The organism is Achromobacter animicus (genome assembly GCF_902859585.1).
GTDB lineage: Bacteria > Pseudomonadota > Gammaproteobacteria > Burkholderiales > Burkholderiaceae_B > Achromobacter > Achromobacter animicus.
In genome coordinates, this window is record NZ_CADIJM010000005.1 from 291,442 (window position 1) to 313,672 (window position 22,231).

A 22,231-nucleotide genomic window follows, 5' to 3' on the forward strand; every position below is an offset into this window, starting at 1 on the left:
CACTTTCTTACTCGCTGCCAACCATGCTGCTGATCCCCGCCATCGACCTCAAAGACGGGCGCTGTGTTCGCCTGCGCCAGGGTGACCTGGACGATGCAACGGTGTTCTCCGAAGACCCCGCCGCCATGGCCACCCGCTGGCTGGACCAGGGCGCCCGCCGCCTGCATCTGGTCGACCTGAACGGCGCCGTCGCCGGCAAGCCCAAGAACGAAGCCCCCATCAAGGCGATCCTGGACGCCGTCGGCGACGACATTCCCGTCCAGATCGGCGGAGGCATCCGCGACCTCGACACCATCGAACGCTACCTCGACGCCGGCATCTCGTACGTCATCATCGGCACCGCCGCGGTCAAGAACCCGGGCTTCCTGCAGGACGCCTGCGGCGCCTTCCCCGGCCAGATCATCGTCGGCCTGGACGCCCGCGACGGCAAGATCGCCACCGACGGCTGGAGCAAACTCACCCGCCACGACGTGCTGGATTTAGCCAAGAAGTTCGAAGACTACGGCTGCGAAGCCATCATCTACACCGACATCGGCCGCGACGGCATGCTGTCCGGCGTCAACGTCGAAGCCACGGTCCGCCTGGCCCAGCACGTGCGCATTCCCGTGTACGCCTCGGGCGGCATCGCCGGCATCCAGGACATCGAGGCGCTGTGCGCCGTCGAGGAAGAGGGTGTCGAAGGCGCCATCCTGGGCCGCAGCATCTACGAAGGCACGCTCGACTTCCAGGCCGCGCAGGCGCGCGCCGACGAATTGGCAAAATGACCACATCCAGCAGCACCCCCGGGGCCGGCGCGTCCGCACAGAACGCGCTGACCCGCCGCATCATTCCCTGCCTTGACGTCACGGCCGGCCGTGTCGTCAAGGGCGTGAACTTCGTCAACCTGCTCGACGCGGGCGACCCCGTCGAGATCGCCCGCCGCTACAACGAGCAGGGCGCCGACGAACTCACGTTCCTGGACATCACCGCCACCAGCGACGGCCGCGACCTGATCCTGCCCATCATCGAGCAGGTGGCCTCGCAGGTCTTCATTCCGCTGACCGTGGGCGGCGGCGTGCGCCAGGTGTCCGACATCCAGCGCCTGCTCAACGCCGGCGCCGACAAGATCAGCATCAACAGCGCCGCCGTGGCCAACCCTGAACTGGTTCGCGCCGCGTCGGACTACCACGGCTCGCAATGCGTGGTCGTGGCCATCGACGCGCGCCGCGTGTCCGCGCCCGGTGAACCGGCACGCTGGGAAGTCTTCACGCACGGCGGCCGCAAGGCCACCGGCCTGGACGCCGTGGCGTGGGCGCGCCGCATGGCCGCCTACGGCGCCGGCGAAATCCTGCTGACCAGCATGGACCGTGACGGCACCAAGTCCGGCTTTGACCTCGAACTGACCCGCACCGTCTCGGACGCCGTGCCGGTGCCCGTCATCGCCTCCGGCGGCGTGGGCAACCTGCAGCATCTGGCCGACGGCGTCACCACCGGCCGCGCCAGCGCGGTGCTGGCCGCCAGCATTTTCCATTTTGGCCAGCATACCGTCGGCGAGTGCAAGCACTTCATGGCCGAACAGGGCATCGCCGTACGATTGGACTGATTATGAGCAACGAACCCGCCTGGCTGGCCGACGTCGTCTTCGACGAAAACGGCCTGATTCCCGCCATCGCCCAAGACGCCGAAAACGGCCAGATCATGATGGTGGCCTGGATGAACCGCGAATCCCTGGCCGAAACGGCCGCCACCGGCCGCGCCGTGTACTGGTCGCGTTCGCGCCAGCGCCTGTGGCGCAAGGGCGAAGAATCCGGCCACGTCCAGGAAGTCCACGAACTGCGCCTGGATTGCGACGGCGACGTGGTGCTGCTGAAGGTGCACCAGGAAGGCGGCATCGCCTGCCATACCGGCCGCGCCAGCTGTTTCTTCCGCCGCCTGGAAGGCCAGACCGATCACGCGTCCTGGGTCACGGTGGATCCGGTGCTCAAAGATCCGGAACTCATCTACAAATGACCGATCAGACCCTGACCGCGGCCGACATCCTGGCCCGCATCGCAGACACCCTGGAAACCCGCCGCCCGCAGAATGGCGGCGACCCTGCCGCCTCCTATACGGCCAAGCTGCTGGCCAAGGGGCCGGATGCCTTCCTGAAGAAGATCGGGGAAGAAGCCACGGAACTGGTCATGGCTGCCAAGGACGGCGTGCCCGACCGCATCGTCAGCGAAACCGCCGATCTGTGGTTCCATTGCCTGGTGGCGCTGACGCATTTCAACCTGCGGCCCGAAGACGTGCTGGCTGAGCTGGCCCGCCGCGAAGGCCTGTCGGGCCTGGTGGAAAAGGCAAGCCGCCCCAAGGACTGACCACGGAAACCACCCCATGAGCGACAACTGTCTTTTCTGCAAGATCGCCGCCGGCGAGATCCCGTCCAAGAAGGTCTACGAGGACCAGGACTTTGTTGCATTTCACGATATCAATCCGGCCGCACCGGTGCATTTACTGCTGATCCCTCGACGTCATGTCACATCCATGCAGGATATTACGGGCGAGGACGCAGATTGGTTGGGTAGAATGATGTCGTTGGCGCCGCGGCTTGCCGCCGAGAACGGTTGCCGTCCGGGCCCTGATGGCGGATTTCGCATCATGATCAATTCTGGCGTCGAAGGCGGCCAGGAAGTCCCGCATCTGCATTTCCACATCATCGGCGGCTCGCGTCCCTGGAAAGGGCGCGTGGCCCCCACTGCGTAATTCGGAGAATCATCATGGGTAGTTTCAGCATTTGGCATTGGTTGGTCGTCCTGGTCATCGTTGCGCTGATTTTCGGCACCAAGAAGCTGCGCAACATCGGCGGCGATCTGGGCGGCGCGGTCAAGGGCTTCAAGGACGGCATGAAAGAAGCCAACAGCGACAAGCCCGCTGAACCGGTCACGCAGCAACGCGTCGCCGGCGACACCATCGACGTGCAGGCCAAGGAAAAGTCCAACTCCTGAGCGCCAGCCAGTCTCCCTCCGGGCCAGCCCTGAACGGGCCGGCCCTTATTGCTTCAATTCCCGAGCGGCCGTCGAATGTTTGATGTCAGCCTCACTGAACTGATGGTGATCGGCGTCGTCGCCCTGATCGTCATCGGCCCCGAACGCCTGCCCAAGGTTGCCCGCACCGTCGGCCACCTGCTCGGGCGCGCGCAGCGTTACGTCAATGACGTCAAGTCCGATATCCAGCGCGAAATCGAACTCGACGAACTCCGCAAATTCAAGACCGAAATGGAAGACGCGGCCCAGGGCGTGCAGCAATCGCTGAACGAAACCGGGGCCTCGCTGCAGGAACCCGTGCAGCAGTTCCGCGCCGAACTCGACGAAGTCGCCCGCGAAGCCAGCGGCAAGGCGACGCCGGCGGTTGCGCAGGCGCCGGTGACGGCCCAGGTGGCTGACGCTGCACAAGCGCCTGCCGCAGGATCGCCTGCCGCAGGTTCGCCTGCCGCAGGTTCGCCCACTGCCGAGGCGTCCGTCGCTGGCGCGCCCGCTCAGCCTGCGCGCACGATCGCGCCGCCCAGCCAGAACCACAATCTGGACCTGGACCTGCCTGCCGCCGAGCCCGCACCGCGTCCGGCCGCCGCCCCTCAACAACCCGCCCCGGCGCCCAGCGCGCCTGCGGCCGACGTCGCCGCGCCCGCCGCCAAGCCCGTCTCGCCCTCCGGAACTCCGTCGTGACCCAGGACGCAACCCAAGAAGAAGGCCAGCAAGAGACCTTCATCTCCCACCTGGTCGAGCTGCGCACGCGCCTCTTGCGCGCCGTCGGCGCCGTGGTGGCCGTGTTTATCGTGCTCTTCATCTATCCCGGCGCGTCGGCCATCTATGACGTGCTGGCCGCCCCGATGCTGGCCTCGCTGCCCGAAGGCACCCGCATGATCGCCACAGGCGTCATCACGCCCTTCATGGTGCCGGTCAAGGTCACGATGATGGCCGCGTTCATCCTGGCGCTGCCCGTGGTGCTGTACCAGGCGTGGGCTTTCGTCGCGCCCGGGCTGTACCGCCACGAAAAGCGCCTGGCGCTGCCGCTCATCGTGTCCAGCACCTTTCTCTTCATCGCGGGCATGGCGTTCTGCTATTTCGTGGTGTTCCGCACGGTGTTCCACTTCATCGCCACGTTCGCGCCGCAGTCCATCACCCCCGCGCCGGACATCGAGGCCTATCTCAGCTTCGTCATGACGATGTTCCTGGCGTTCGGCATCACGTTCGAAGTGCCCGTGGCCGTGGTGCTGCTGGTGAAGATGGGCGTGGTCGAATTGTCCAAGCTGAAGGCCGCGCGCGGCTACGTCGTGGTGGGCGCGTTCATCATCGCCGCCGTCGTCACCCCGCCCGACGTGGTCAGCCAGTTCATGCTGGCGGTGCCGCTGTGCCTGCTCTATGAAGTCGGGCTGATCTGCGCCCGCATGGTCACACCGAAAGAAGGTGCGTCGACAGATGACGCCGCCGACTCCCTGACCGAACGCCACTGAAATCACGCAGACGGCAGGGTAGAAGGAAACCAGAACGGTCCGCACAAAAGCGGACCGTTTTACCTTGTCGGCCCATGACTGCAGTCCTACATTGCAGTCATGTCGCTCTCACAAAGACTGCGCACCCTCATGCGGTGGCGCGGCATCCATAGCCAGAACCAGCTTTCGCGCCTGTCGGGCGTGCCGCAGTCCTGCATCCACCGCATCCTCACCCGCGAAGACCGCTATTCGCCAGCGCGCAACACGGTGGTGCGGCTGGCGCAGGCCCTGGGCACCAGCGCGTCGTGGCTGACGGATGGCGTGGTGCCCGCCACTTCCCCGGGGTCGGGGCCGCAGGACGCCGCCGCCAATGGCATCGACGGCTATTGCGCCGAAATCTGCGCGCGGCTGGCGCCGCAACCCGACAGCACCAAGCGCCTGATCCTGGCCCTGGTGCGTGAACTCTCCGACAAACCAGACACCGGCGCCACCCCCGCCGCCCGTCCAGCGGCGCGAAAATGCGCCTAGCGTGGCTTGCCCGGCCGCGTCCCCACCACCACCGCCAGTTCCGCAGGTTTGCCGCTGCGCAAGATGCCCAGCGTGGCCCGCTGGCCCGGCGGCACCTGCGCAATCTCCGACAGCAGGCCGTTTGTGTCCGCCACCCGCTTGCCATTGACCGACTGGACAATATCGCCCACGCGCAGGCCGCCGCGCGCGGCCGGGCCGTCGCGCATCACCCCGGCAATGATCACGCCCGCCGCGTCGCGCGGCAGCTCGAAGGCCCGCGCCAGTTCCGGCGTCATGTCCTGCGGCTCCACGCCCAGCCAGCCGCGCTTGACCGCCCCGGTCTTGACGATGTCGTCCATGACCTTGCGCGCAATCTCGATCGGCGTCGCAAAGCCGATACCCATCGACCCGCCCGATTCCGAATAGATTGCGGTGTTGATGCCCACCAGGTTGCCGTAGGCATCGACCAGCGCGCCGCCCGAATTGCCCGGATTGATCGCCGCGTCGGTCTGGATGAAGTTCTCGTACGTGTTCAGCCCCAGGCCGTTGCGGCCCAGCGCCGACACGATGCCCTGCGTGGTGGTCTGGCCCACGCCGAACGGATTGCCGATCGCCAGCACCACGTCGCCTACGCGCAAGCCTTTGTCGGACGCCAGCGTTGCGGCAGGCAAGTCGCGCAACTTGGACAGCTTGAGCACCGCCAGGTCCGTGTCCGGGTCCGCGCCCACCACTTTGGCGGTATCGCGCCGTCCGTCGCGCAGCGCCACCTCAATGGCATCGGCGGCCTGCACCACGTGGTAATTGGTCAGCACGTAGCCGTCCGCATTCACGATCACGCCCGAACCCAGACTGGTCGACGCCTCGCGCCGGCTCACGCCGGGCACCTGCCCGAAAAGCTGGCGCAGCACCGGATCATCGGGCAGCGGAATCAAGGGCACGTTCACGTGCTTGGTGGTGAACACATTCACCACCGACGGCGCCGCCTTCGCCACGCCGTCCGCGTACGACACAGCACCCACATCACCCGCGGGCGCGCCGCCCGCTGCGGCGGCGGCTGGCGGGACCGTGCCGGGCCCGTTCACCCGCAGCAGGTCGGGCCGCAACGTCGTCACCACGAATAGAATAGCCAGGCAGACCGTGACGGCCTGAGCAAAGATCAGCCAATATCGGCGCATGTTTCTGATAGGACTAGCAATGAATAAAGTGGACTCCCGCGTCCTGGCCAACTGGCTGGACGACACCCTGCAGGCAGCCCGTTTCAAGGACTACTGTCCCAACGGGATGCAGGTGGAAGGCCGATCCGAGGTCGGACACATTATCACCGGTGTCACGGCCAGCGAAGCATTGCTGCGCGAGGCGGTCGACCGCGGCGCCGATGCGGTGCTGGTGCACCACGGCTGGATGTGGCGCAACGAAGACCGCCGCGTCATCGGCACCCGCCGCACGCGCATGGCGTTGACCCTCAAGAACGACTTGAACCTGTTCGCCTACCATCTGCCGCTGGATGCGCACCCGACGCTGGGCAACAACGCGCAACTGGCGCGCGTGCTGGGTCTGACGCCGGCGCTACGCGACGACGGCGCCCCGCGGACCTGCGGGCAGGACGGGCTGATCTGGCTGGGCGAGGCCAGCGGCCTGCAGACGCTGGGCCAACTGGGCGACCAGGTGGCCCAACGCCTGGGCCGCCAGCCGCTCGTCGTGGGCGACCCGGACCAGCCGTTGGGGACAGTCGCGTGGTGCACCGGTGGCGCCCAAGGCATGATGGGCGACGCCGTTGACGCGGGCGCCAGCGTCTACATCACGGGCGAGGTCTCGGAGTCCACGGTACATCTGGCGCGGGAAACCGGCGTGGGCTTCATCGCCGCCGGGCACCACGCCACCGAACGCTATGGCGTTCAGGCACTGGGGCAGGCCGTGGCCGAGCGATTCGGCATCAAGGTCGAATTCGTCGACATCGACAACCCGGCCTGAATCCTTGACGCCGGCGCGCCAGAGCGCCGGACCGCCGGCCGTCGACCCGGCAGAAAACAAAAGCGCCCCGATGGGGCGCTTTGCTGTTTACGGCCGCTTCAGCAGGTCGCGAATCTCGCGCAGCAGGGCCACGTCTTCCGGCGTCTTGGCGGGCGCCGGCGCTTCCTCCTGCTTGTTGCGGGCCTTGTAGATGGCCTTGACCATCCAGAAGATCACGAACGCCAGCAAGACGAAGTTGATGATGATGGTGACGAAGTTGCCCCACGCGAACACGTTGGCGCCGGCCTTGGTGAGATCCGCGTAGGTCATCGGCCCGGCATAGCCTTCAGGCATCGACAAGACCAGGAACTTGTTCGAGAAATCGACCGATCCGCCAAGAATGAAATTGACGAGCGGCATGATGATGTCCCGGACCAGCGAGTCGACAATCCTGCCAAACGCCGCACCGATGATCACACCAACGGCCAAGTCGACCGCGTTGCCCTTGACCGCGAAATCTCGAAACTCTTTGACGAAACCAGTCGATTTGCTCATAAATCCGCTCCATTCGTGATACGCCTGGGGTAGGCTGGCCTATAATACGCGGTTGCTATGTTGTTACATATTCCCGCGAACCCGATGCCGCAGAAGTGATGCTACTCGTTGAGCGGGCGCATCAACAAGGATAGGAAGATGAGTCAGGATACGCTGGTGCATGACGATGACGGTGCGGTTGATCCCAACCTGCCACCTGATCCTTCGCGACGTTTCTGGGTTACCACCGCCTGTGCTGTGGGTGGCGTAGCAGGTGTCGCAACGGCAGTGCCGCTTGTGAGCACGTTTTCCCCCTCCGAAAAAGCCCGCGCGGCCGGAGCGCCCGTTGAAGTGGATATCGGCGACATTCCCGTCGGCGCCATGAAAACGGTCGAATGGCGCGGCAAACCGGTCTGGATCATCCACCGCTCGCCCGAGCAGCTGGCCGGACTGAAAGCGCTGGATCCCCAGCTCGCCGACCCGCAATCCAAGCGGCCCGGCTTTACCCCTCCCTATGCAGAAAACGAAGCCCGCTCGCGCAAGCCCGAGATCTTCGTCTGCGTCGGCATCTGCACCCACCTGGGCTGCTCGCCCACCGCGCATTTCGAAACGGGTGGCGGCGGCGGTCTGGGCGCGGATTGGCAAGGCGGATTCCTCTGTCCGTGCCACGGCTCCACGTTCGACCTGGCTGGCCGGGTCTTCAAGAACAAGCCTGCTCCCGATAATCTCGAAGTTCCGCCGTACCAGTACCTCACCGACACCCGCATCATCGTGGGCGTCGATGAAGACAACAAGGCCTGACGCTCGCGTCGCGCTTTTTTCCCGATCTACGTAAGTAAGAACAATACGCCACGTATAGAAGGAGCCGTTACATGGCTGGCGAGAAAACCGTCGAGACGACAGGCCTGTTGGGCTGGCTGGACCGGCGCTTTCCGGTGACCTCCACCTGGAAAGCCCATCTGTCCGAGTACTACGCACCCAAGAATTTCAACTTCTGGTATTTCTTTGGCTCGCTGGCGCTACTGGTGCTGGTGCTGCAGATCGTGACCGGCATTTTCCTGGTCATGCATTACAAGCCGGACGCCGAGCGCGCGTTCCAATCCGTCGAATACATCATGCGCGAGGTCCCGTGGGGCTGGCTGGTGCGCTACATGCACTCGACCGGCGCGTCGATGTTCTTCGTCGTCGTCTACCTGCACATGCTGCGCGGCCTGCTTTACGGTTCCTACCGCAAGCCCCGCGAACTGGTGTGGATCTTCGGCGTCGCGATCTTCCTCTGTCTGATGGCCGAAGCCTTCTTCGGCTACCTGCTGCCCTGGGGCCAGATGTCGTACTGGGGCGCCCAGGTGATCGTGAACCTGTTCGCAGCCATTCCGTTCATTGGTCCTGAACTGTCCATCTGGATCCGCGGCGACTACGTCGTGTCCGATGCCACGCTGAACCGCTTCTTCGCCTTCCACGTCATCGCCATTCCGCTGGTGCTGATCGGTCTGGTCGCGGCTCACCTGGTGGCGCTGCACGAAGTCGGCTCGAACAACCCGGACGGCATCGAAATCAAGCAGGGCCCGAAAGACAAGTACGGCCGCCCGAAAGACGGCATCCCGTTCCATCCGTTCTACTCGGTGCATGACCTGGTGGGCGTGGCGGGCTTCCTGCTGGTGTTCGCGGCCATCGTGTTCTTCGCCCCGGAAATGGGCGGGTACTTCCTCGAGTTCAACAACTTCATTCCTGCTGACTCGCTGAAGACGCCTCCGCACATCGCCCCGGTCTGGTACTTCACGCCGTTCTACTCGATGCTGCGCGCCACCACGGATGAATTCACGTGGGTGCTGGCGGGCGCGTCGGTGCTGGGCGCCATCGTGCTGTTCGCCAAGAGCAACCTGAAGGGCTTCATGCGCATCGCCGTCCCCGGCATCCTGATCGTCGTCGCCGTGCTGCTGCGCGTCATCGACGCCAAGTTCTGGGGCGTGGTGGCCATGGGCGGCACGGTCGTCATCCTGTTCTTCCTGCCCTGGCTCGATCATTCGCCGGTCAAGTCGATCCGCTACCGCCCCACGTGGCACAAGTGGATCTACGGCATCTTCATGGTCAACTTCCTGGTGCTCGGCTACATCGGTACGCAGCCGCCCAGTCCGCCGTTGAACCTGACGTCGCAGATCGGCACGCTGCTGTACCTGGCCTTCTTCTTCCTGATGCCGGTATGGAGCCGCCTGGGCACGTTCAAGCAAGTGCCCGACCGCGTCACGTTCCACGCCCACTGAGCCAACGAGAATAACGGACTAACCATGATCAAGAAGCTGATTGGTGCCGTGGCCTTGATGCTCACGTGTACCGCAACCTTTGCCGCCGGAGGCGGATTCCCGCTGGACAAGGCGCCTTACCGCGTCAACGACATGGCGTCGCTGCAAAACGGCGCCAAGCTGTTCGTCAACTACTGCCTGAACTGTCATAGCGCGTCTTCGATGCGCTACAACAAGCTCCGGGATATCGGTCTGACCGACGAACAGATCAAGGAAAGCCTGCTGTTCTCCGGCGAAAAGATCGGCGACATGATGCACGTCGCCATGACGCCGAAGGACGCCAAGGCCTGGTTTGGCACGACGCCCCCGGACTTGTCCGTGATCGCCCGCGCCAAATCCGTGAACGCCGGCCCCTCGGGATCCGACTACCTGTACACCTACCTGCGCACGTTCTACCGCGACACGTCGCGCGCCACGGGCTGGAACAACCTGGTCTTCCCGTCGGTCGGCATGCCGCACGCGCTCTGGCAGGAACAGGGTCCGCGCGAGCTCACCACCGTCGCCGTTCACGAAGTCGAAGGCAAGGAAGGCGCCCCCAAAACGTGGGAACGCGTCACAACGGTGTACGATGCACAGGGTTTTGCCACGGTGAAGGCCGAGCCGTTAGCCAATCACCATGGCCATGCCACCTTCGATGCCAAATTCAAGGCCGCCAACCCGGCCCAAACCGCAACATACGACAACGACGTCGCTGATCTGACCGCATTCATGTCCTGGATGGCCGAGCCCGTCCAGACACTGCGCGTCCGCATCGGCGTCGGCGTCATGTTGTTCCTGCTCCTGTTCTTCTTTGTTACGTGGCGCCTGAATGCCTCGTACTGGAAACACGTGCGCTAACCGTAACGCCCCGCCAGGTTCCCCAGCCACCCCGTCTATCGGGGACGGAAGAGGCGGATAGGGCTGTAAGCCTATCCTGCCTGGCAATTGGGGCCAGCGCCTGCTAGATTTAGGCGCTGGCCTTTCGTTTTTCAATAAAGGACTTACCGCCATGATGGTGCTCTATTCCGGAACCACGTGTCCGTTTTCGCAACGCTGCCGCTTCGTGTTGTTCGAAAAGGGTATGGATTTCGAGATCCGCGACATCGACCTGTACAACAAGCCCGAAGACATCTCGGTGATGAACCCGTACGGTCAAGTGCCCATTCTGGTCGAACGTGACCTGGTGCTGTACGAGTCGAACATCATCAACGAGTACATCGACGAGCGCTTCCCGCACCCGCAGCTCATGCCCGCCGACCCGGTCATGCGCGCCCGCACGCGTCTGTTCCTGTACAACTTCGAGAAGGAACTGTTCGTTCACGTCTCGACGCTGGAAGACCGCAGCGCCAAGCCCGACGAAAAGAAGCTCGCCAACGCTCGCCAGAACATCCGCGACCGCCTGGCCCAGCTGGCCCCGATGCTGCTCAAGAACAAGTACATGCTGGGCGAGGAATTCTCCATGCTCGACGTGGCCGTCGCTCCGCTGCTCTGGCGCCTGGACCACTACGGCATCGAACTGCCCAAGAATGCGGCTCCGCTGCAAAAGTACGCCGAACGCATCTTCTCGCGCCCGGCCTACATCGAAGCGCTGACGCCTTCGGAAAAAGTGATGCGTCGTTAAGGCTGGCTGTGTAATGGGTGAAACTTCGACCAAACCGTACCTGATCCGCGCGCTGCACGAATGGTGCACCGATAACGGCTACACACCGTACATCACCGTGCAGGTCGACGAGCACACCATGGTGCCCGTCGCCCACGTGCGCGACGGCCAGATCACGCTGAACGTGGGCACGCTGGCCACCAACCGCCTGGTGTTGGGCAACGAATTCATCGAATTCCAGGCCCGCTTCAGCGGAGTGACCGAAAACGTCTACGTCCCCGTGGGCGCCGTCAGCGCCATCTATGCGCGCGAAACCGGCGCCGGCATGGGCTTCGAGGTGCAGCCCTACGAGCCGCCCGAGGCAGGCGCCCAAGGCGCCACGCCGAACCCCGCCGCCCCCGAGGGTTCGGACGCCAATCCTGCCTCCGGCGACGATGACGGCGACGACGACGAACCCAAGCGCCCGCGCCTGACCATCGTCAAATAACGACCCCACAAGAGGGGCTGCATTTTTTTCATTACAATGCAGTCCCTGCGCGTGCCCCGGCACGCATCGCCGGTGTAGCTCAGTTGGTAGAGCAGCTCACTTGTAATGAGAAGGTCGAGGGTTCGATTCCTTTCACCGGCACCAAAAATCTCCACCAGTTTCATCTGGCGCAGTACGCGAAACCCGCATCCAAACTAGCGATGCGGGTTTTTTCTTGCCTGTGAAAATCGACCGTCAGATTGCGCCGGGAGACGGCACATTTGACGGCGTGCGGCGGACACTGCGGCCTGTGACTTTCATGCCACGGCAACCGCGCAATCGTTGAACCCCGATTGACGCGGCCCCGGGACATCTGCGCCGGACTCCATGATCGTGGTCGGATCGGCCGCACAAATAATAGAAATCCTATTTACCGACCTTGAGCATGGCGTCTACAAGTGGGTCGCGGAAACACCCGTCCTGGGGTAACTCAATCCACCTGTAGTCAGAACCAACAACGCGTCGGCATGAAAGTTTTCCCTCTTGTTTTTCTAGCACTCGCCTTGCTCGTGGTCCAGCTGACTAGCTGTGACGGTCGGCAGGCCAAGCAGGACACCGTGGGCACGTCCATGACCGGAATCGATCACTTGCCGGATCACGTGAGCGTGCAGAACTTCTGGGTCAATGGCGCCAGCGGACATCAAGCAGGCACTGGTGGCAGCGTCGTCTGCTGCGCGACGCTGCCGCGGAAATGGCATCCCGATCTAACGGTGGTGGTGAACTGGAACGTCACCAACTGGCGAGACTGCCAATGGGGAAGCTACGAACGGCGCGTGGCGGTGGACCGCTACGAGAAAGTGGGACATTTGTTCGTTCACTTCCTGGCCGACGGCAGCGTTCGTGTCGTTTCAGCGAACATCGGACCCGGCTACCCCGGCAACGGTTATCCGGGTCCGGAGGATTTGATTCCGAACAAGGATCCCTGGGATGTCTATGGAAGCTATCGCGGACGATGCCCACCGCAGGAGATGCCCACGGTGATAGAGCGCGCGAAATGACCTGGCTGCTCCGAGTCCTTCCGGCGACCCCAGCAGTCGGTATCCAGTCGTCTTCGACTCAATACCTTCACGCCACCGACGCTCGCATTCTTTCACCGGCGCCGCATCCCATTTCAGATTCCACTGGCGTGTTTGCTCAGAACCGCATCCAGATTATCGAGACCAGAAAGTAGCGCCCCCCCCGTTGTCTGAACCAACAAAGAGTCGGCATGAGAATTTACTCCCTCATCATCATGGCATTTGCACTGCTAGTGATCCCCTTAACTAGCTGTGACGCTCGGCAGGCCAAGCAGGACACCGTGGGCACGTCCATGACCGGAATCGATCACTTGCCGGATCACGTGAGCGTGCAGAACTTTTGGGTCAATGGCGCAAGCGGACATCAAGCAGGCACCGGTGGCCGCATCGTCTGCTGCGCGACCTTGCCGCGGAAATGGCATCCCGATCTAACGGTGGTGGTGAGCTGGAATGTCACTAACTGGCGAGATTGTGGCGGACAAAGCTACGAACGACGCGTGGCAGTGGACCCCTACGAAAAGGTGGGGCATATGTTTGTTCACTTCCTGGCAGATGGAAGCGTTCGTGTCGTTTCAGCAAACGTAGGTCCTGGTTACCCTGGCAATGGCTACCCCGGACCGGATGACTTGATTCCTAACAAGGACCCCTGGGATGTCTACGGCAGCTATCGCGAGCGCTGTTCGTGGGCAGGCGGCCCGGTCATGATGGAAAGAGCGCAGTGAATAAACTCCTTCGAGCCCATCCCGTCGGCCCTACGCCGAGTATCCAGCCGTCGTTTCCACAGTGCCTTCCCGCCTCGGAGAACTGCGAGGTGGATCTACAGATCGGCGTATTCTTTGACGGGACGGGCAACAACCAATATTGGGACGATGCGAACGAATGCGCGCCAGGCCTTGGCCCGGGGATTACCCAACTCATGGCGCGGAAAGACACAAATGTGGCTCGGCTGTTCAGGGCATACCCCGAAAAGTTCACGGAGGGTAAGCGCAGGCTATATGTTCCAGGCGTGGGTACACCCTTTCCAGAAATCGGCGAGAACGACGACGCCGCTTTCGGACCGTCGAGCGGCCAGGGCGGTGACGGACGCATCAACTTTGGCTTGCTGAGCGTGCTGGATTTTATTCATCGTGCGATCAGCGGCAATAGATTTCGCTACGCAGACGAAGTCATCATGGCGCTATGCCGCAACGGCAAGCGCATTTATTTCGAGCGCACAGACACCTATTCCCCTCTGGAGGGAGGCGTTCAGGATGTGCAGGCGCTGGATGCGGTGGGCATGCGTACGGAGGGGGGCTTGCTGTGCTTTGGAGACGGTGCTCGCCCGCACGCAGAGGCGTTTTACCGGCGTGAGGTCCAGGCGTTGGCAGACAGGATCGCCAGGACAGTCAAGCCCAAGCTGATCAGTATTTCGCTGGACGTGTTCGGTTTTTCCCGAGGAGCAGCCCAGGCCCGGGTGTTCTGCAATTGGCTGCGCGCTCTGATGGACGGTGACCGCTTGTGCGGCGTGCGGACGGAGATTCGGTTTGTCGGCCTGTTCGACACGGTGGCCTCAATCGGCATTCCGGCCAGCGCCGGTGGCGATGGGCATTTCGCTTGGGCCACGCCCGACGCACTAGCGGTGCCGGCCAACGTGCAATGCGTGCATTATGTGGCCATGCACGAGAATCGCACCTCGTTTCCGCTGGACAGCATACGCAGCCCTGATGGCAGCCTTGCGCGCAGGCACAAGGAATACGCGGTGCCTGGTGTGCATTCCGATGTGGGAGGCGGCTATCTGCCCGGAAGTCAGGGGCGCGGTCCCAGCGGACGATATGACGACATGCTGTCGCAGATTCCCTTGGAACTCATGTACGACGCCGCACGCAGCGCACAAGTCCCGCTCAACAAGAAGTTGGCTGAAGAAGGTAACTATGACCCCTTCGCCATTCACCCTAATGTCCGCAATGCCTACGACGCCTTCATGCAAGCGGTTCCAGCGGAAGCGACCGCCAGCCATTGGCTGATTTCCTACATCGCGTGGCGTTATCAGGTGCGAAACGTCTTTTCAACCAAACTAACCTGGGTGGCCCGCGCGAAGAAAGCCTTCCCCCACGACTTTCAGGACTTGGAAGGCGCCAACCAGACGCTACTGAAGGACATCTCCGCCCTGGACGGGATGACCGAAGAGGAGAGTGAGTACCTCAAACGTGCGGCCATGGTGAGTCCGTTGGCGTATGGCGGCGATGCCGTGACGAAAACATCGCGCCGATTGGTGCTGGCCGACGAAGCCGGGGACGTGCTGGAGCAAATCAAGGCGCATCCGACGTTGGCGACTCCCGAGAATCCGGAGCACTTGACGCCGCAAGCCTATTTGTTTGCCAACTACTTGCATGATTCCTACGCGGGCTTCCGTCCGCTCGATCAACCGCTTAGCCGCCTTGGCTGCGCAGATCCCGTGCCCGGCAAGTGGGAACTCCAAGGCTATCTGCGCTACCGTCGCATCTATCGAGGCACAGGCAAACCCGTGACCCAGGCGCCACCCACCGAGCAACAGCGCCAGGAAGCGGAGCAGCGCGAGTACGAAGCGACGAGGCGCGCGCTGCAGAACAGCATCGATATGAAGAAGCTGTTCAGTCTGCCACGGTGATCAATGCCGGGGACCGGGCAGATCGGCATCCTTTTACTACGCGCCCGCATAGGTAATGAGAAGGCGGCGCGCGCCCACCGCGCCTCCGCCCCCAGCCCTCGTCATCCCAGCGCCGGCAACAAGTTAAACAGCAGCACCATCGCCAACCCCACCACCGACACGATCGACTGCACGACCGAGATCGTCTTCGTGGCTTCGCCCATCGTCATGCCGAACGATTCCTTCACCATCCAGAAACCGGCGTGATTCGCGTAGTTGAAGAACAGCGAGCCGCAGCCAATCGCCAGCGCTAGCAGCGGCAGGTTCAGGTTGGGGTCCGCGCCGGCAAGCGGCGCCAGCAAACCCGCGGCGCCCACGATGCCGACCGTGGCCGAGCCTGTCGACACCGACAGCAGCATGGCGATCAGCCAGCCCAGGATCAGCGGCGGGAAAGCGAACTGGTGGGTCAGGTGCACGATGGCGTCGCCGACCTTGGCGTTCGTCAGGACCTGTTGGAAGGCGCCGCCGCCGGCGATGATCAGCATGATGCCGGCAATGGGCTTCAAGCTTTGGCCCAGCGCGCCGCGCAGCTTTTCCGGGTCGCCGCCGCGCATGAAGACCAGTGTCACTGCCGCGAACAGCACGCCCAGCAGCATGGCGACGACGGGGTTGCCCAGGAAGGCGGCCACGTGCGTCACGCTGGAGTCCTTGGGCAGCAGCATTTCGGCCACGGCATGGACCAGCATCAGCAAGGCCGGCAGCAGTGCCGCCAGCACGCCCAGGCCGACGCTGGGCGCATTCTGGCCCGCGGGGCTGTCGGTGGAGGCGGTGAACTGTTCAAGCAGCGCCTCGTCCGGCCGCGTCGTCATACGCGGGGCAATGAATGCGCCATACAGCGGTCCGCCGAAGATCATGGCCGGCAGGGCTGCGATGAAGCCGTAGATCATGGTCGGGCCGACCGTGGTCTTGAGCGTGGCGATGGCCGTCAGCGGGCCGGGATGCGGCGGCACCATGCCGTGCATGGCGGCCAGGGCCGAAATCACCGGCACGCCTACGTAGACATAGGCCGAGCCCTTGAAGCGCGCCTGGCTTTCCAGCTTGCGCGCCACGCTGAAGATCAGCGGCAGCATCACCACCAGACCCACTTCAAAGAACATGGGGATGCCGATGACGAACGCCACCAGCGTCATGGCCCAGGGAATCAGGCGCGGGGAGGTGTGGCGCAGGATTGCATTGGCCAGGCGCTCGGTGGTGCCGGAGTCCGCGAGGATCTTGCCCAGCATCGCGCCCAGCGCGATCACCACGCCCACGGCGCCCAGCGTCTTGCCGGCGCCGTCGGTCAGGCTTTTGACGATGGCACCCGGGGCCATGCCCGTTGCAAAGCCGACGCCGATCGACACGATCAAGAGCGCCAGCAGCGGATGCATGCGTATCCGCGAGACGATCAGTGCGACCAGGACCAGAACGCTCACCAGAGCGGTGAGCAGCAATTGAATGTCGAACGAAGACATATGAGAACCCAGAAAAATCGAGAGAGGTCGCGAGCCCTCTGCGCGCCATCATACGGGATCGGGTTGACGGCAAGCTTGAAAAAAAGGGCCGGTTTCGGCCGCCGAAACGCGCTTTTTCGGCCCCGCTTTGCATTCTTCCGTTTTTTTGTGCATAATTCGCCCCCTCTACCTGTTCCCCGATAGCTCAGTCGGTAGAGCGACGGACTGTTAATCCGCAGGTCGCTGGTTCGAGCCCAGCTCGGGGAGCCAAGAATTTGCAGTACCGCAGTACCCTTAAAAAAGCCCGCAACTTGTTTGCGGGCTTTTTGCATTGGGGCACGGGGTTGCAGCCATGCTGGCGCGCGAGTTGCCAACCCGCGCGCATCGCGTAGCATCACCCGGATCTGCCGCACCTTCCGTCCCTGCACACCGATGCGTTCCTCGCGATCCCTGCCGCCCCTGGTCTCCCTGCGCGCCTTCGAGGCCGCCGCGCGGCGGTTGAGCTTTTCGCAGGCCGGAGAAGAGCTGTTCGTCACACAGAGCGCGATCAGCCATCACATCCAGCGGCTGGAAAGGGAATTGGGCGTGGCGCTTTTTGAACGGCGAACGCGCGCCGTCGCGCTGACCGAGGCCGGGCAGGCCTACTACGCGCGCGTGCACGCGGCGTTCGAGTTGCTGCGCCAGGGCACCGACGAACTGCGCGCACCCGAGCCCGCGCGCCATACGCTGCGGATCGGCTTGCTGGCGTCGTTCGCCACGCGCTGGCTGGCGACGCGCCTGCCCGCCTTTGCCGCTGCGCATCCCCACATCGATCTGCAGTTGCAGCCCGACATCGCGCTGGCGGATGTGGCGGGTGGCGAGGTTGACGCCGCGATCCGCTATGGTCGCGGTGGCTGGCCCGGCGTGCGCAGCACATTGTTGATGACGGAACGCCTGTCAGTCGTGTGCGCGCCCGCGCTGGTGGCGGGCAGGAAGCGGCCGAAAACGCCCGCAGACCTGCTGCGCCACCCGCTGCTGGTCTCGCACGCGCGGCAGCAGTTCGAATGGGACGCCTGGGCGCACCGGTACGGGCTGGATCTGGGCGCCGCGCGCACGGTGCGCCTGCACGACTACAACATCGTCGTCGAGGCCGCGCTTGCAGGGCAGGGCCTGGCGATGGGCCGGGAACGGCTGATCGGCGCGCACCTGGCGAGCGGCGCGCTGGTCGAGGCGCTGCCCGGTGCGGTGCTGGAAGATCCGCGCATCGGCTGGTGGTTCGTCACGCCGCGCGGCGCATTCAGCGAACCCGTCCAGGCGTTGCACGACTGGCTGGCGCAGACCGCGGCCCCATCCACCGGCGTCTGACACGTATTAGTTTTACTCATACGTACCAAGCAAGAATTGATTGGTCATGCCGCCCCGCGGCCGATAGCATCGGGGAAGCGTCAAGACGCGCTTTCCCTTTCTTCATAGGTGATCCGATATGACCCAAAGCATTTCCGCCCGCGTTGCCGAACTTGGCCTGGTCCTGGAAGCAGCCGCCGCGCCGGCCGCCAACTACGTGCCCTTCGTCCAGGAAGGCAACCTGCTCTATATCTCTGGCCAGATCTCGCGCAAGGACGGCAAGGCGGCCTATCTGGGCCAATTGGGCCATCAGGTGTCGGACGCCGACGGCGTCCAGGCGGCACGGGCCAGCGCATTGGGCATCCTGTCGCAGATTGCCGCCGCCACGGGCGACCGCCTGGATCGCGTGGCGCGCGTCGTCAAGCTGGGCGTGTTCGTTGCCAGCGCGCCGGACTTCAACCGCCAGAGCGCCATCGCCAATGGCGCTTCGGACCTGATGGTCGACGTGTTCGGCGACGCGGGACGCCATGCCCGCAGCGCCGTCGGCGTCGCCGCGTTGCCGCAAGGCGTGTCGGTGGAAGTCGAGGCCGTGATCGCGCTGACCCCGGCCTGATGCCGGCCGACTGAAAGCCACGACAGGAACCGCCATGACCGCCCCCCTGACCCCGAGCGCCGTCCAGGCGCTGCGCGCCCTCACGCCCGGCGCGCAAAGCACGGTGCACTTCAATCACGCCGGCGCGTCGCTGCCGTCAGAAGCCACGCTGCTGGCCATTCATGCGCATCTGAAGCGCGAAGCGGCGCAGGGTCCGATGGAGGCGGGCGTGGCGGCGCGCGACCTGACCGAAGCGGCCCGTTCGTTGGCGGCGCAGCTACTGAACGCGCACGTGGACGAAATCGCGTTGACCGGCGGCAACTCGCCGGGCTGGGGCGCCGCGTTTGCGGCGCTGCCGGTGTGGCGGCCCGGAGACCGCATTCTGGTCGGCCGTCACGAATGGGGCGGCAATCTGGCCGCCATGCGCCTGATTGCGCAGCGCGCGGGCGCAACGCTGGAAACCATCCCGTCCGACGACAGCGGCTGCGTGGACGCGCAGGCGCTGGAAGCCATGCTGGACGACCGGGTGCGACTGATCGCGCTGACCTGGCTGCCCGCCAACGGCGGCCTCATCAACCCCGCCGCCGCCATCGGACGCGTGGCGCGCAAGCATGGCATTCCGTACTTTGTGGACGGCGCGCAGGCGGTGGGTCAGTTTTCCATCGACGTGCGCGAGATCGGCTGCGATGTGCTGAGCGGCGCCGGCCGCAAGGCCTTGCGCGGACCGCGCGGCACGGGGTTGCTGTACGTGCGGCGCGACTTCCTGGATCGGCTCACGCCCGCCTTCGTGGACACGCATTCCGCGCCGCTGGGCGCTGACGGCGAGCCCATGTTGCGTGCCGATGCCGCGCGTCTGGAATCCGCGGAGAACTCGCTGGCGCTGCGCTGCGGCCTTGCCAATGCCCTGCGCGAAGCACTGGATGTGGGCCTGGACTCGATCCGCGCGACCATCGACGCCAACGCCCAGGCGCTGCGCGCCGAACTGGCGGCCATTCCCGGCGTGTCGGTGCTGGACCAGGGCCGCGACAAATCCGGGCTGGTCGCCTTCAACCTCGCCGGACACGACGCGGCCGACGTGCAACGCGCGCTGGCCGCGCAGGGCATCACGATCGGCAGCAATGGCGTGCCCTACACCCCGCTGGACATGCAGGCCCGCGGCCTGGACCGGGTCGCACGCGCATCGGTGAGCTATCTGACGAGCGGCAACGAGATCGACCGGCTGCTGGAAGCCCTGCGCAAGCTGGCCTCATAACGGGTGCTGGATCGAGCCGCCCGCGTATGACTGCGCGGCGGCGCCTCCGGCCCGCATTACGCGATCCTGCCCGCCACGCCCCGCTTCGAAAACGGCGACCATTTCGTGAACACGAGCAGGTTGCCCAGCATCACCAGCGCCAGGCCGGCGAACGCGTAGGGCGTCCAGCGGTAGCCTTCGACGACGGTCGATATGCTCAGCGCCACGACCGGAAACAGCACCGTGCAGTAGGCGGCCCGCGCCGGTCCCATGCGGCCGACCAGCGTCAGATACGCGGTAAAACCCACGACCGACCCCAGCACGGCCAGATAGAGCAACGCGCCCACATAGGCCGGCGAGGAATCAAAGCCGAACGGCAGTCCGGCAACCACGCAGCCCGCCAGAAGAATCGCCGCGCCATAAAGCATGCTGTACGCATTGCCTGTCAGCGGCCGGATGCCGGCGCGCTGCTGCAGGGACGACAGCATGTTGCCCGTGGAAAAGCAGAGCGTGCCGAGCAGCGCAAAGCCCAGCCCCAGCAGCGTCTCGTGACTGGCCTCCTGGCCCGCCAGTTCCGGCCAGAACAGCAGCACCAGGCCGCAGAATCCCAGCGCGCCGGCCACCATGATGCGCGGCGAGATGCGGGTGCCGAACCAGATCCGCGCGTTAAGCGCGTTCCACAGCGTGGCAGCCGAAAACACGACTGACACCAGGCCGCTCGGAATCCATTGCGTGGCCGAATAGAAGCACAGGAAGTTCAGGCAGAACAGGCACAGGCCCTGACCCACGCACAGCCAGTGGCCGCGCCGGTCCAGCTTCTGCAGCTTGCGCATCGCCAGCAGCGTCACGAACAGCAGCAGCCCCGCCAGCGCGAAACGGTAGAAGATCGACACGGGAATGGCCACCACGCCAAGCTGCAGCTTGATGGCGATCCAGGTCGTGCCCCAGATCAGGACGGTGAGCAGATACAGGAAAAGATTCATGATGCGAGGGGTGCGGTAAAGCGGCCCTGAGAGCCGATTCGGACACCGGCGGCCACCTGGCGCACCGGGCATCCAGTGTGCGCCCCCGAGCCGCTCCGCAATTGCCGTTTCTTGCGCTTTTGTCCGGATCGGGCGCGTCACGCGCGCGCGAACGCAGTAGCATTCCTTCCCATGGGCAACACCGCTACGGCCCCGGCCGATTTCTCCGTATTCCGCACGCTGTCGCGCTCGACCGCGACGCTGCAGCGCGCCACGTCGCTGGGCGAGGGCATGGCGATCTCGCAGTGGTCGCGCACCGCCCGCGAAACCCTGGGCTACGAAACGCCCGGCCACCACACGCTGTCGCTGTACCTGCATGGCGGCGACCGGTCGTTTCGCGTGGGCCAGGACTCGCTGCATGGCGGTGCGGGCAAATTCTGCGTGCTGCCCGCCGAGCACCATTCCCGCTGGAGCATGAACGACAACGTGCGCTTCCTGCACCTGTACATCGCTCCGCAGCGGCTGGCGCGCGAAGCCGTCATGCGGCTGGACTGCGAACCGCGCACCCTCGAACTGCGCGACCGCACCTACATCCAGGACGACTCGCTGATCGACGTCTGCCGCCGCCTGCTGGGCGCGGACTGGAACGAACCCGCCGACCGGCTGGCCGCCAGCAGCGCGGCCGAGACCGTGTTGCACCATCTGCTGATGCAGGGCGTGGCGCGCAAAACGCCGCAGCCCGCGCGCGGCGGCCTGGCGCCGGGCGTGCGCCGCCGCGTGATGGACTACGTGGACGCGCATCTGGCCGATCCGCTGACGCTCGACGAGCTGGCTGGCGTCGCCGCGCTGTCCACGTATCACTTCGCCCGCATGTTCCACGCCTCATTCGGCGAGCCGCCCCACGGTTGGGTACGGGGCAGGCGTCTGGCCCGCGCCCAACACCTGCTGGCGGCCGGCAAGGGCGACCTCGCCCGCATTGCGCAGGCCTGCGGCTTTGGCAGCGCCAGCCACCTCGCCCGCGTCTTCCGGGACGCCATCGGCGTCACGCCGGGCCAGTACCGCAGTGCGCACGCCGGACACTGACACCGCCCATCCGGCATCATGCCGGCCGCAGCGCGCGGTCTACAATGGCGCATCGCCCTAGCGGCTCACCCGGCCACCTCCCGCCT

The 22,231-nt window shown here is 64.6% G+C and carries 26 protein-coding genes and 2 tRNA genes; 24 read left to right on the forward strand and 4 right to left on the reverse strand.

What is annotated here, in order from left to right:
• Positions 1-23: 23 nt before the first annotated feature.
• The 9 genes from hisA (at position 24) to HV681_RS15565 (ending at position 4,975) form a co-directional block, all read left to right on the forward strand.
• Positions 24-764 carry a 1-(5-phosphoribosyl)-5-[(5-phosphoribosylamino)methylideneamino]imidazole-4-carboxamide isomerase gene (gene hisA / locus HV681_RS15525; protein ID WP_006224535.1) on the forward strand — a complete coding sequence of 247 codons (741 nt, stop codon included), beginning with the start codon at positions 24-26 and terminating at the stop codon, positions 762-764.
• Complete coding sequence (hisF, locus tag HV681_RS15530) at positions 761-1,582, forward strand: imidazole glycerol phosphate synthase subunit HisF (protein WP_175123912.1); 822 nt, start codon at positions 761-763, stop codon at positions 1,580-1,582. The genes hisA and hisF overlap by 4 nt, the downstream gene beginning before the upstream one ends.
• Positions 1,583-1,584: 2 nt before the next feature.
• Positions 1,585-1,989: a phosphoribosyl-AMP cyclohydrolase gene (hisI, locus tag HV681_RS15535; RefSeq protein ID WP_175123913.1), complete on the forward strand. Its 405-nt coding sequence runs from the start codon at positions 1,585-1,587 to the stop codon at positions 1,987-1,989.
• Entirely contained in the window at positions 1,986-2,336 is a 351-nt protein-coding gene (locus tag HV681_RS15540; protein WP_175123914.1) for a phosphoribosyl-ATP diphosphatase, read from the forward strand. The genes hisI and HV681_RS15540 overlap by 4 nt, the downstream gene beginning before the upstream one ends.
• Before the next feature lie 16 nt (positions 2,337-2,352).
• Positions 2,353-2,721: a histidine triad nucleotide-binding protein gene (locus HV681_RS15545; protein ID WP_175123915.1), complete on the forward strand. Its 369-nt coding sequence runs from the start codon at positions 2,353-2,355 to the stop codon at positions 2,719-2,721.
• Between the two features lie 14 nt (positions 2,722-2,735).
• Entirely contained in the window at positions 2,736-2,963 is a 228-nt protein-coding gene (gene tatA / locus HV681_RS15550) for a Sec-independent protein translocase subunit TatA (RefSeq protein WP_056320404.1), read from the forward strand.
• Positions 2,964-3,038: 75 nt separating this feature from the next.
• Complete coding sequence (tatB, locus tag HV681_RS15555) at positions 3,039-3,680, forward strand: Sec-independent protein translocase protein TatB (RefSeq protein WP_175123916.1); 642 nt, start codon at positions 3,039-3,041, stop codon at positions 3,678-3,680.
• On the forward strand, positions 3,677-4,468 hold the full coding sequence (tatC, locus tag HV681_RS15560) for a twin-arginine translocase subunit TatC (protein WP_175123917.1): 792 nt from the start codon (positions 3,677-3,679) through the stop codon (positions 4,466-4,468). The genes tatB and tatC overlap by 4 nt, the downstream gene beginning before the upstream one ends.
• Positions 4,469-4,567: 99 nt before the next feature.
• The gene (locus HV681_RS15565; RefSeq protein WP_175123918.1) at positions 4,568-4,975 is read left to right on the forward strand and encodes a helix-turn-helix domain-containing protein; all 408 of its coding nucleotides are present in this window, start codon (positions 4,568-4,570) and stop codon (positions 4,973-4,975) included.
• Here HV681_RS15565 and HV681_RS15570 read toward each other — a convergent pair.
• Entirely contained in the window at positions 4,972-6,129 is a 1,158-nt protein-coding gene (locus HV681_RS15570; RefSeq protein WP_175123919.1) for a trypsin-like peptidase domain-containing protein, read from the reverse strand. The genes HV681_RS15565 and HV681_RS15570 overlap by 4 nt on opposite strands.
• A gap of 19 nt (positions 6,130-6,148) precedes the next feature.
• On the opposite strand from HV681_RS15570, the gene HV681_RS15575 reads away from it, so the two are divergent.
• Complete coding sequence (locus tag HV681_RS15575; RefSeq protein WP_105236918.1) at positions 6,149-6,925, forward strand: Nif3-like dinuclear metal center hexameric protein; 777 nt, start codon at positions 6,149-6,151, stop codon at positions 6,923-6,925.
• 87 nt (positions 6,926-7,012) lie between these two features.
• Here HV681_RS15575 and mscL read toward each other — a convergent pair whose 3' ends face one another.
• Positions 7,013-7,459: a large conductance mechanosensitive channel protein MscL gene (mscL, locus tag HV681_RS15580; RefSeq protein WP_105236917.1), complete on the reverse strand. Its 447-nt coding sequence runs from the start codon at positions 7,457-7,459 to the stop codon at positions 7,013-7,015.
• A 138-nt stretch (positions 7,460-7,597) separates the two neighbouring features.
• On the opposite strand from mscL, the gene petA reads away from it, so the two are divergent.
• From petA to HV681_RS15625, 9 genes are all read left to right on the forward strand, one after another.
• Positions 7,598-8,239 (forward strand): ubiquinol-cytochrome c reductase iron-sulfur subunit, encoded by a 642-nt coding sequence (gene petA, locus HV681_RS15585; RefSeq protein WP_063954111.1) that lies wholly within the window; start codon positions 7,598-7,600, stop codon positions 8,237-8,239.
• Between the two features lie 71 nt (positions 8,240-8,310).
• Entirely contained in the window at positions 8,311-9,699 is a 1,389-nt protein-coding gene (locus HV681_RS15590) for a cytochrome b (RefSeq protein WP_105236915.1), read from the forward strand.
• 24 nt (positions 9,700-9,723) lie between these two features.
• Positions 9,724-10,575 carry a cytochrome c1 gene (locus HV681_RS15595; protein ID WP_175123920.1) on the forward strand — a complete coding sequence of 284 codons (852 nt, stop codon included), beginning with the start codon at positions 9,724-9,726 and terminating at the stop codon, positions 10,573-10,575.
• A 151-nt stretch (positions 10,576-10,726) separates the two neighbouring features.
• Positions 10,727-11,338, forward strand: coding sequence for a glutathione S-transferase N-terminal domain-containing protein (locus tag HV681_RS15600; RefSeq protein WP_006388039.1), 612 nt, complete (start codon positions 10,727-10,729; stop codon positions 11,336-11,338).
• 13 nt (positions 11,339-11,351) lie between these two features.
• A complete protein-coding gene (locus tag HV681_RS15605) occupies positions 11,352-11,804 on the forward strand; it encodes a ClpXP protease specificity-enhancing factor (protein WP_175123921.1) in 453 nt (150 codons plus the stop codon).
• Positions 11,805-11,872: 68 nt separating this feature from the next.
• Positions 11,873-11,948: transfer RNA gene (locus HV681_RS15610), tRNA-Thr, on the forward strand.
• Between the two features lie 362 nt (positions 11,949-12,310).
• Positions 12,311-12,841, forward strand: a complete 531-nt coding sequence (locus tag HV681_RS15615; RefSeq protein ID WP_175123922.1) for a DUF3304 domain-containing protein — start codon at positions 12,311-12,313, stop codon at positions 12,839-12,841.
• 209 nt (positions 12,842-13,050) lie between these two features.
• Complete coding sequence (locus tag HV681_RS15620; RefSeq protein WP_254594986.1) at positions 13,051-13,581, forward strand: DUF3304 domain-containing protein; 531 nt, start codon at positions 13,051-13,053, stop codon at positions 13,579-13,581.
• A gap of 89 nt (positions 13,582-13,670) precedes the next feature.
• Positions 13,671-15,485, forward strand: a complete 1,815-nt coding sequence (locus HV681_RS15625; protein ID WP_254594987.1) for a T6SS phospholipase effector Tle1-like catalytic domain-containing protein — start codon at positions 13,671-13,673, stop codon at positions 15,483-15,485.
• Between the two features lie 101 nt (positions 15,486-15,586).
• Here the strand turns inward: HV681_RS15625 and HV681_RS15630 are convergent, their stop codons facing one another.
• Positions 15,587-16,975 carry a GntP family permease gene (locus tag HV681_RS15630; protein WP_175123924.1) on the reverse strand — a complete coding sequence of 463 codons (1,389 nt, stop codon included), beginning with the start codon at positions 16,973-16,975 and terminating at the stop codon, positions 15,587-15,589.
• Between the two features lie 173 nt (positions 16,976-17,148).
• Between HV681_RS15630 and HV681_RS15635 the strand changes: the two genes are divergently transcribed.
• The 4 genes from HV681_RS15635 to HV681_RS15650 all read left to right on the forward strand — a co-directional run bounded on the left by HV681_RS15635 (position 17,149) and on the right by HV681_RS15650 (position 20,121).
• A tRNA-Asn gene (locus HV681_RS15635) sits at positions 17,149-17,224 on the forward strand.
• A 162-nt stretch (positions 17,225-17,386) separates the two neighbouring features.
• Positions 17,387-18,298, forward strand: coding sequence for a transcriptional regulator GcvA (gene gcvA, locus HV681_RS15640; RefSeq protein ID WP_175123925.1), 912 nt, complete (start codon positions 17,387-17,389; stop codon positions 18,296-18,298).
• Positions 18,299-18,416: 118 nt separating this feature from the next.
• Positions 18,417-18,890: a RidA family protein gene (locus HV681_RS15645; protein ID WP_175123926.1), complete on the forward strand. Its 474-nt coding sequence runs from the start codon at positions 18,417-18,419 to the stop codon at positions 18,888-18,890.
• A 34-nt stretch (positions 18,891-18,924) separates the two neighbouring features.
• On the forward strand, positions 18,925-20,121 hold the full coding sequence (locus HV681_RS15650; RefSeq protein WP_175123927.1) for an aminotransferase class V-fold PLP-dependent enzyme: 1,197 nt from the start codon (positions 18,925-18,927) through the stop codon (positions 20,119-20,121).
• Between the two features lie 56 nt (positions 20,122-20,177).
• On the opposite strand, the gene HV681_RS15655 is transcribed toward HV681_RS15650, so the two are convergent.
• On the reverse strand, positions 20,178-21,083 hold the full coding sequence (locus tag HV681_RS15655) for a DMT family transporter (RefSeq protein WP_175123928.1): 906 nt from the start codon (positions 21,081-21,083) through the stop codon (positions 20,178-20,180).
• Between the two features lie 171 nt (positions 21,084-21,254).
• Between HV681_RS15655 and HV681_RS15660 the strand changes: the two genes are divergently transcribed.
• Positions 21,255-22,145: a helix-turn-helix domain-containing protein gene (locus HV681_RS15660; RefSeq protein ID WP_175123929.1), complete on the forward strand. Its 891-nt coding sequence runs from the start codon at positions 21,255-21,257 to the stop codon at positions 22,143-22,145.
• Positions 22,146-22,231 lie beyond the last annotated feature (86 nt).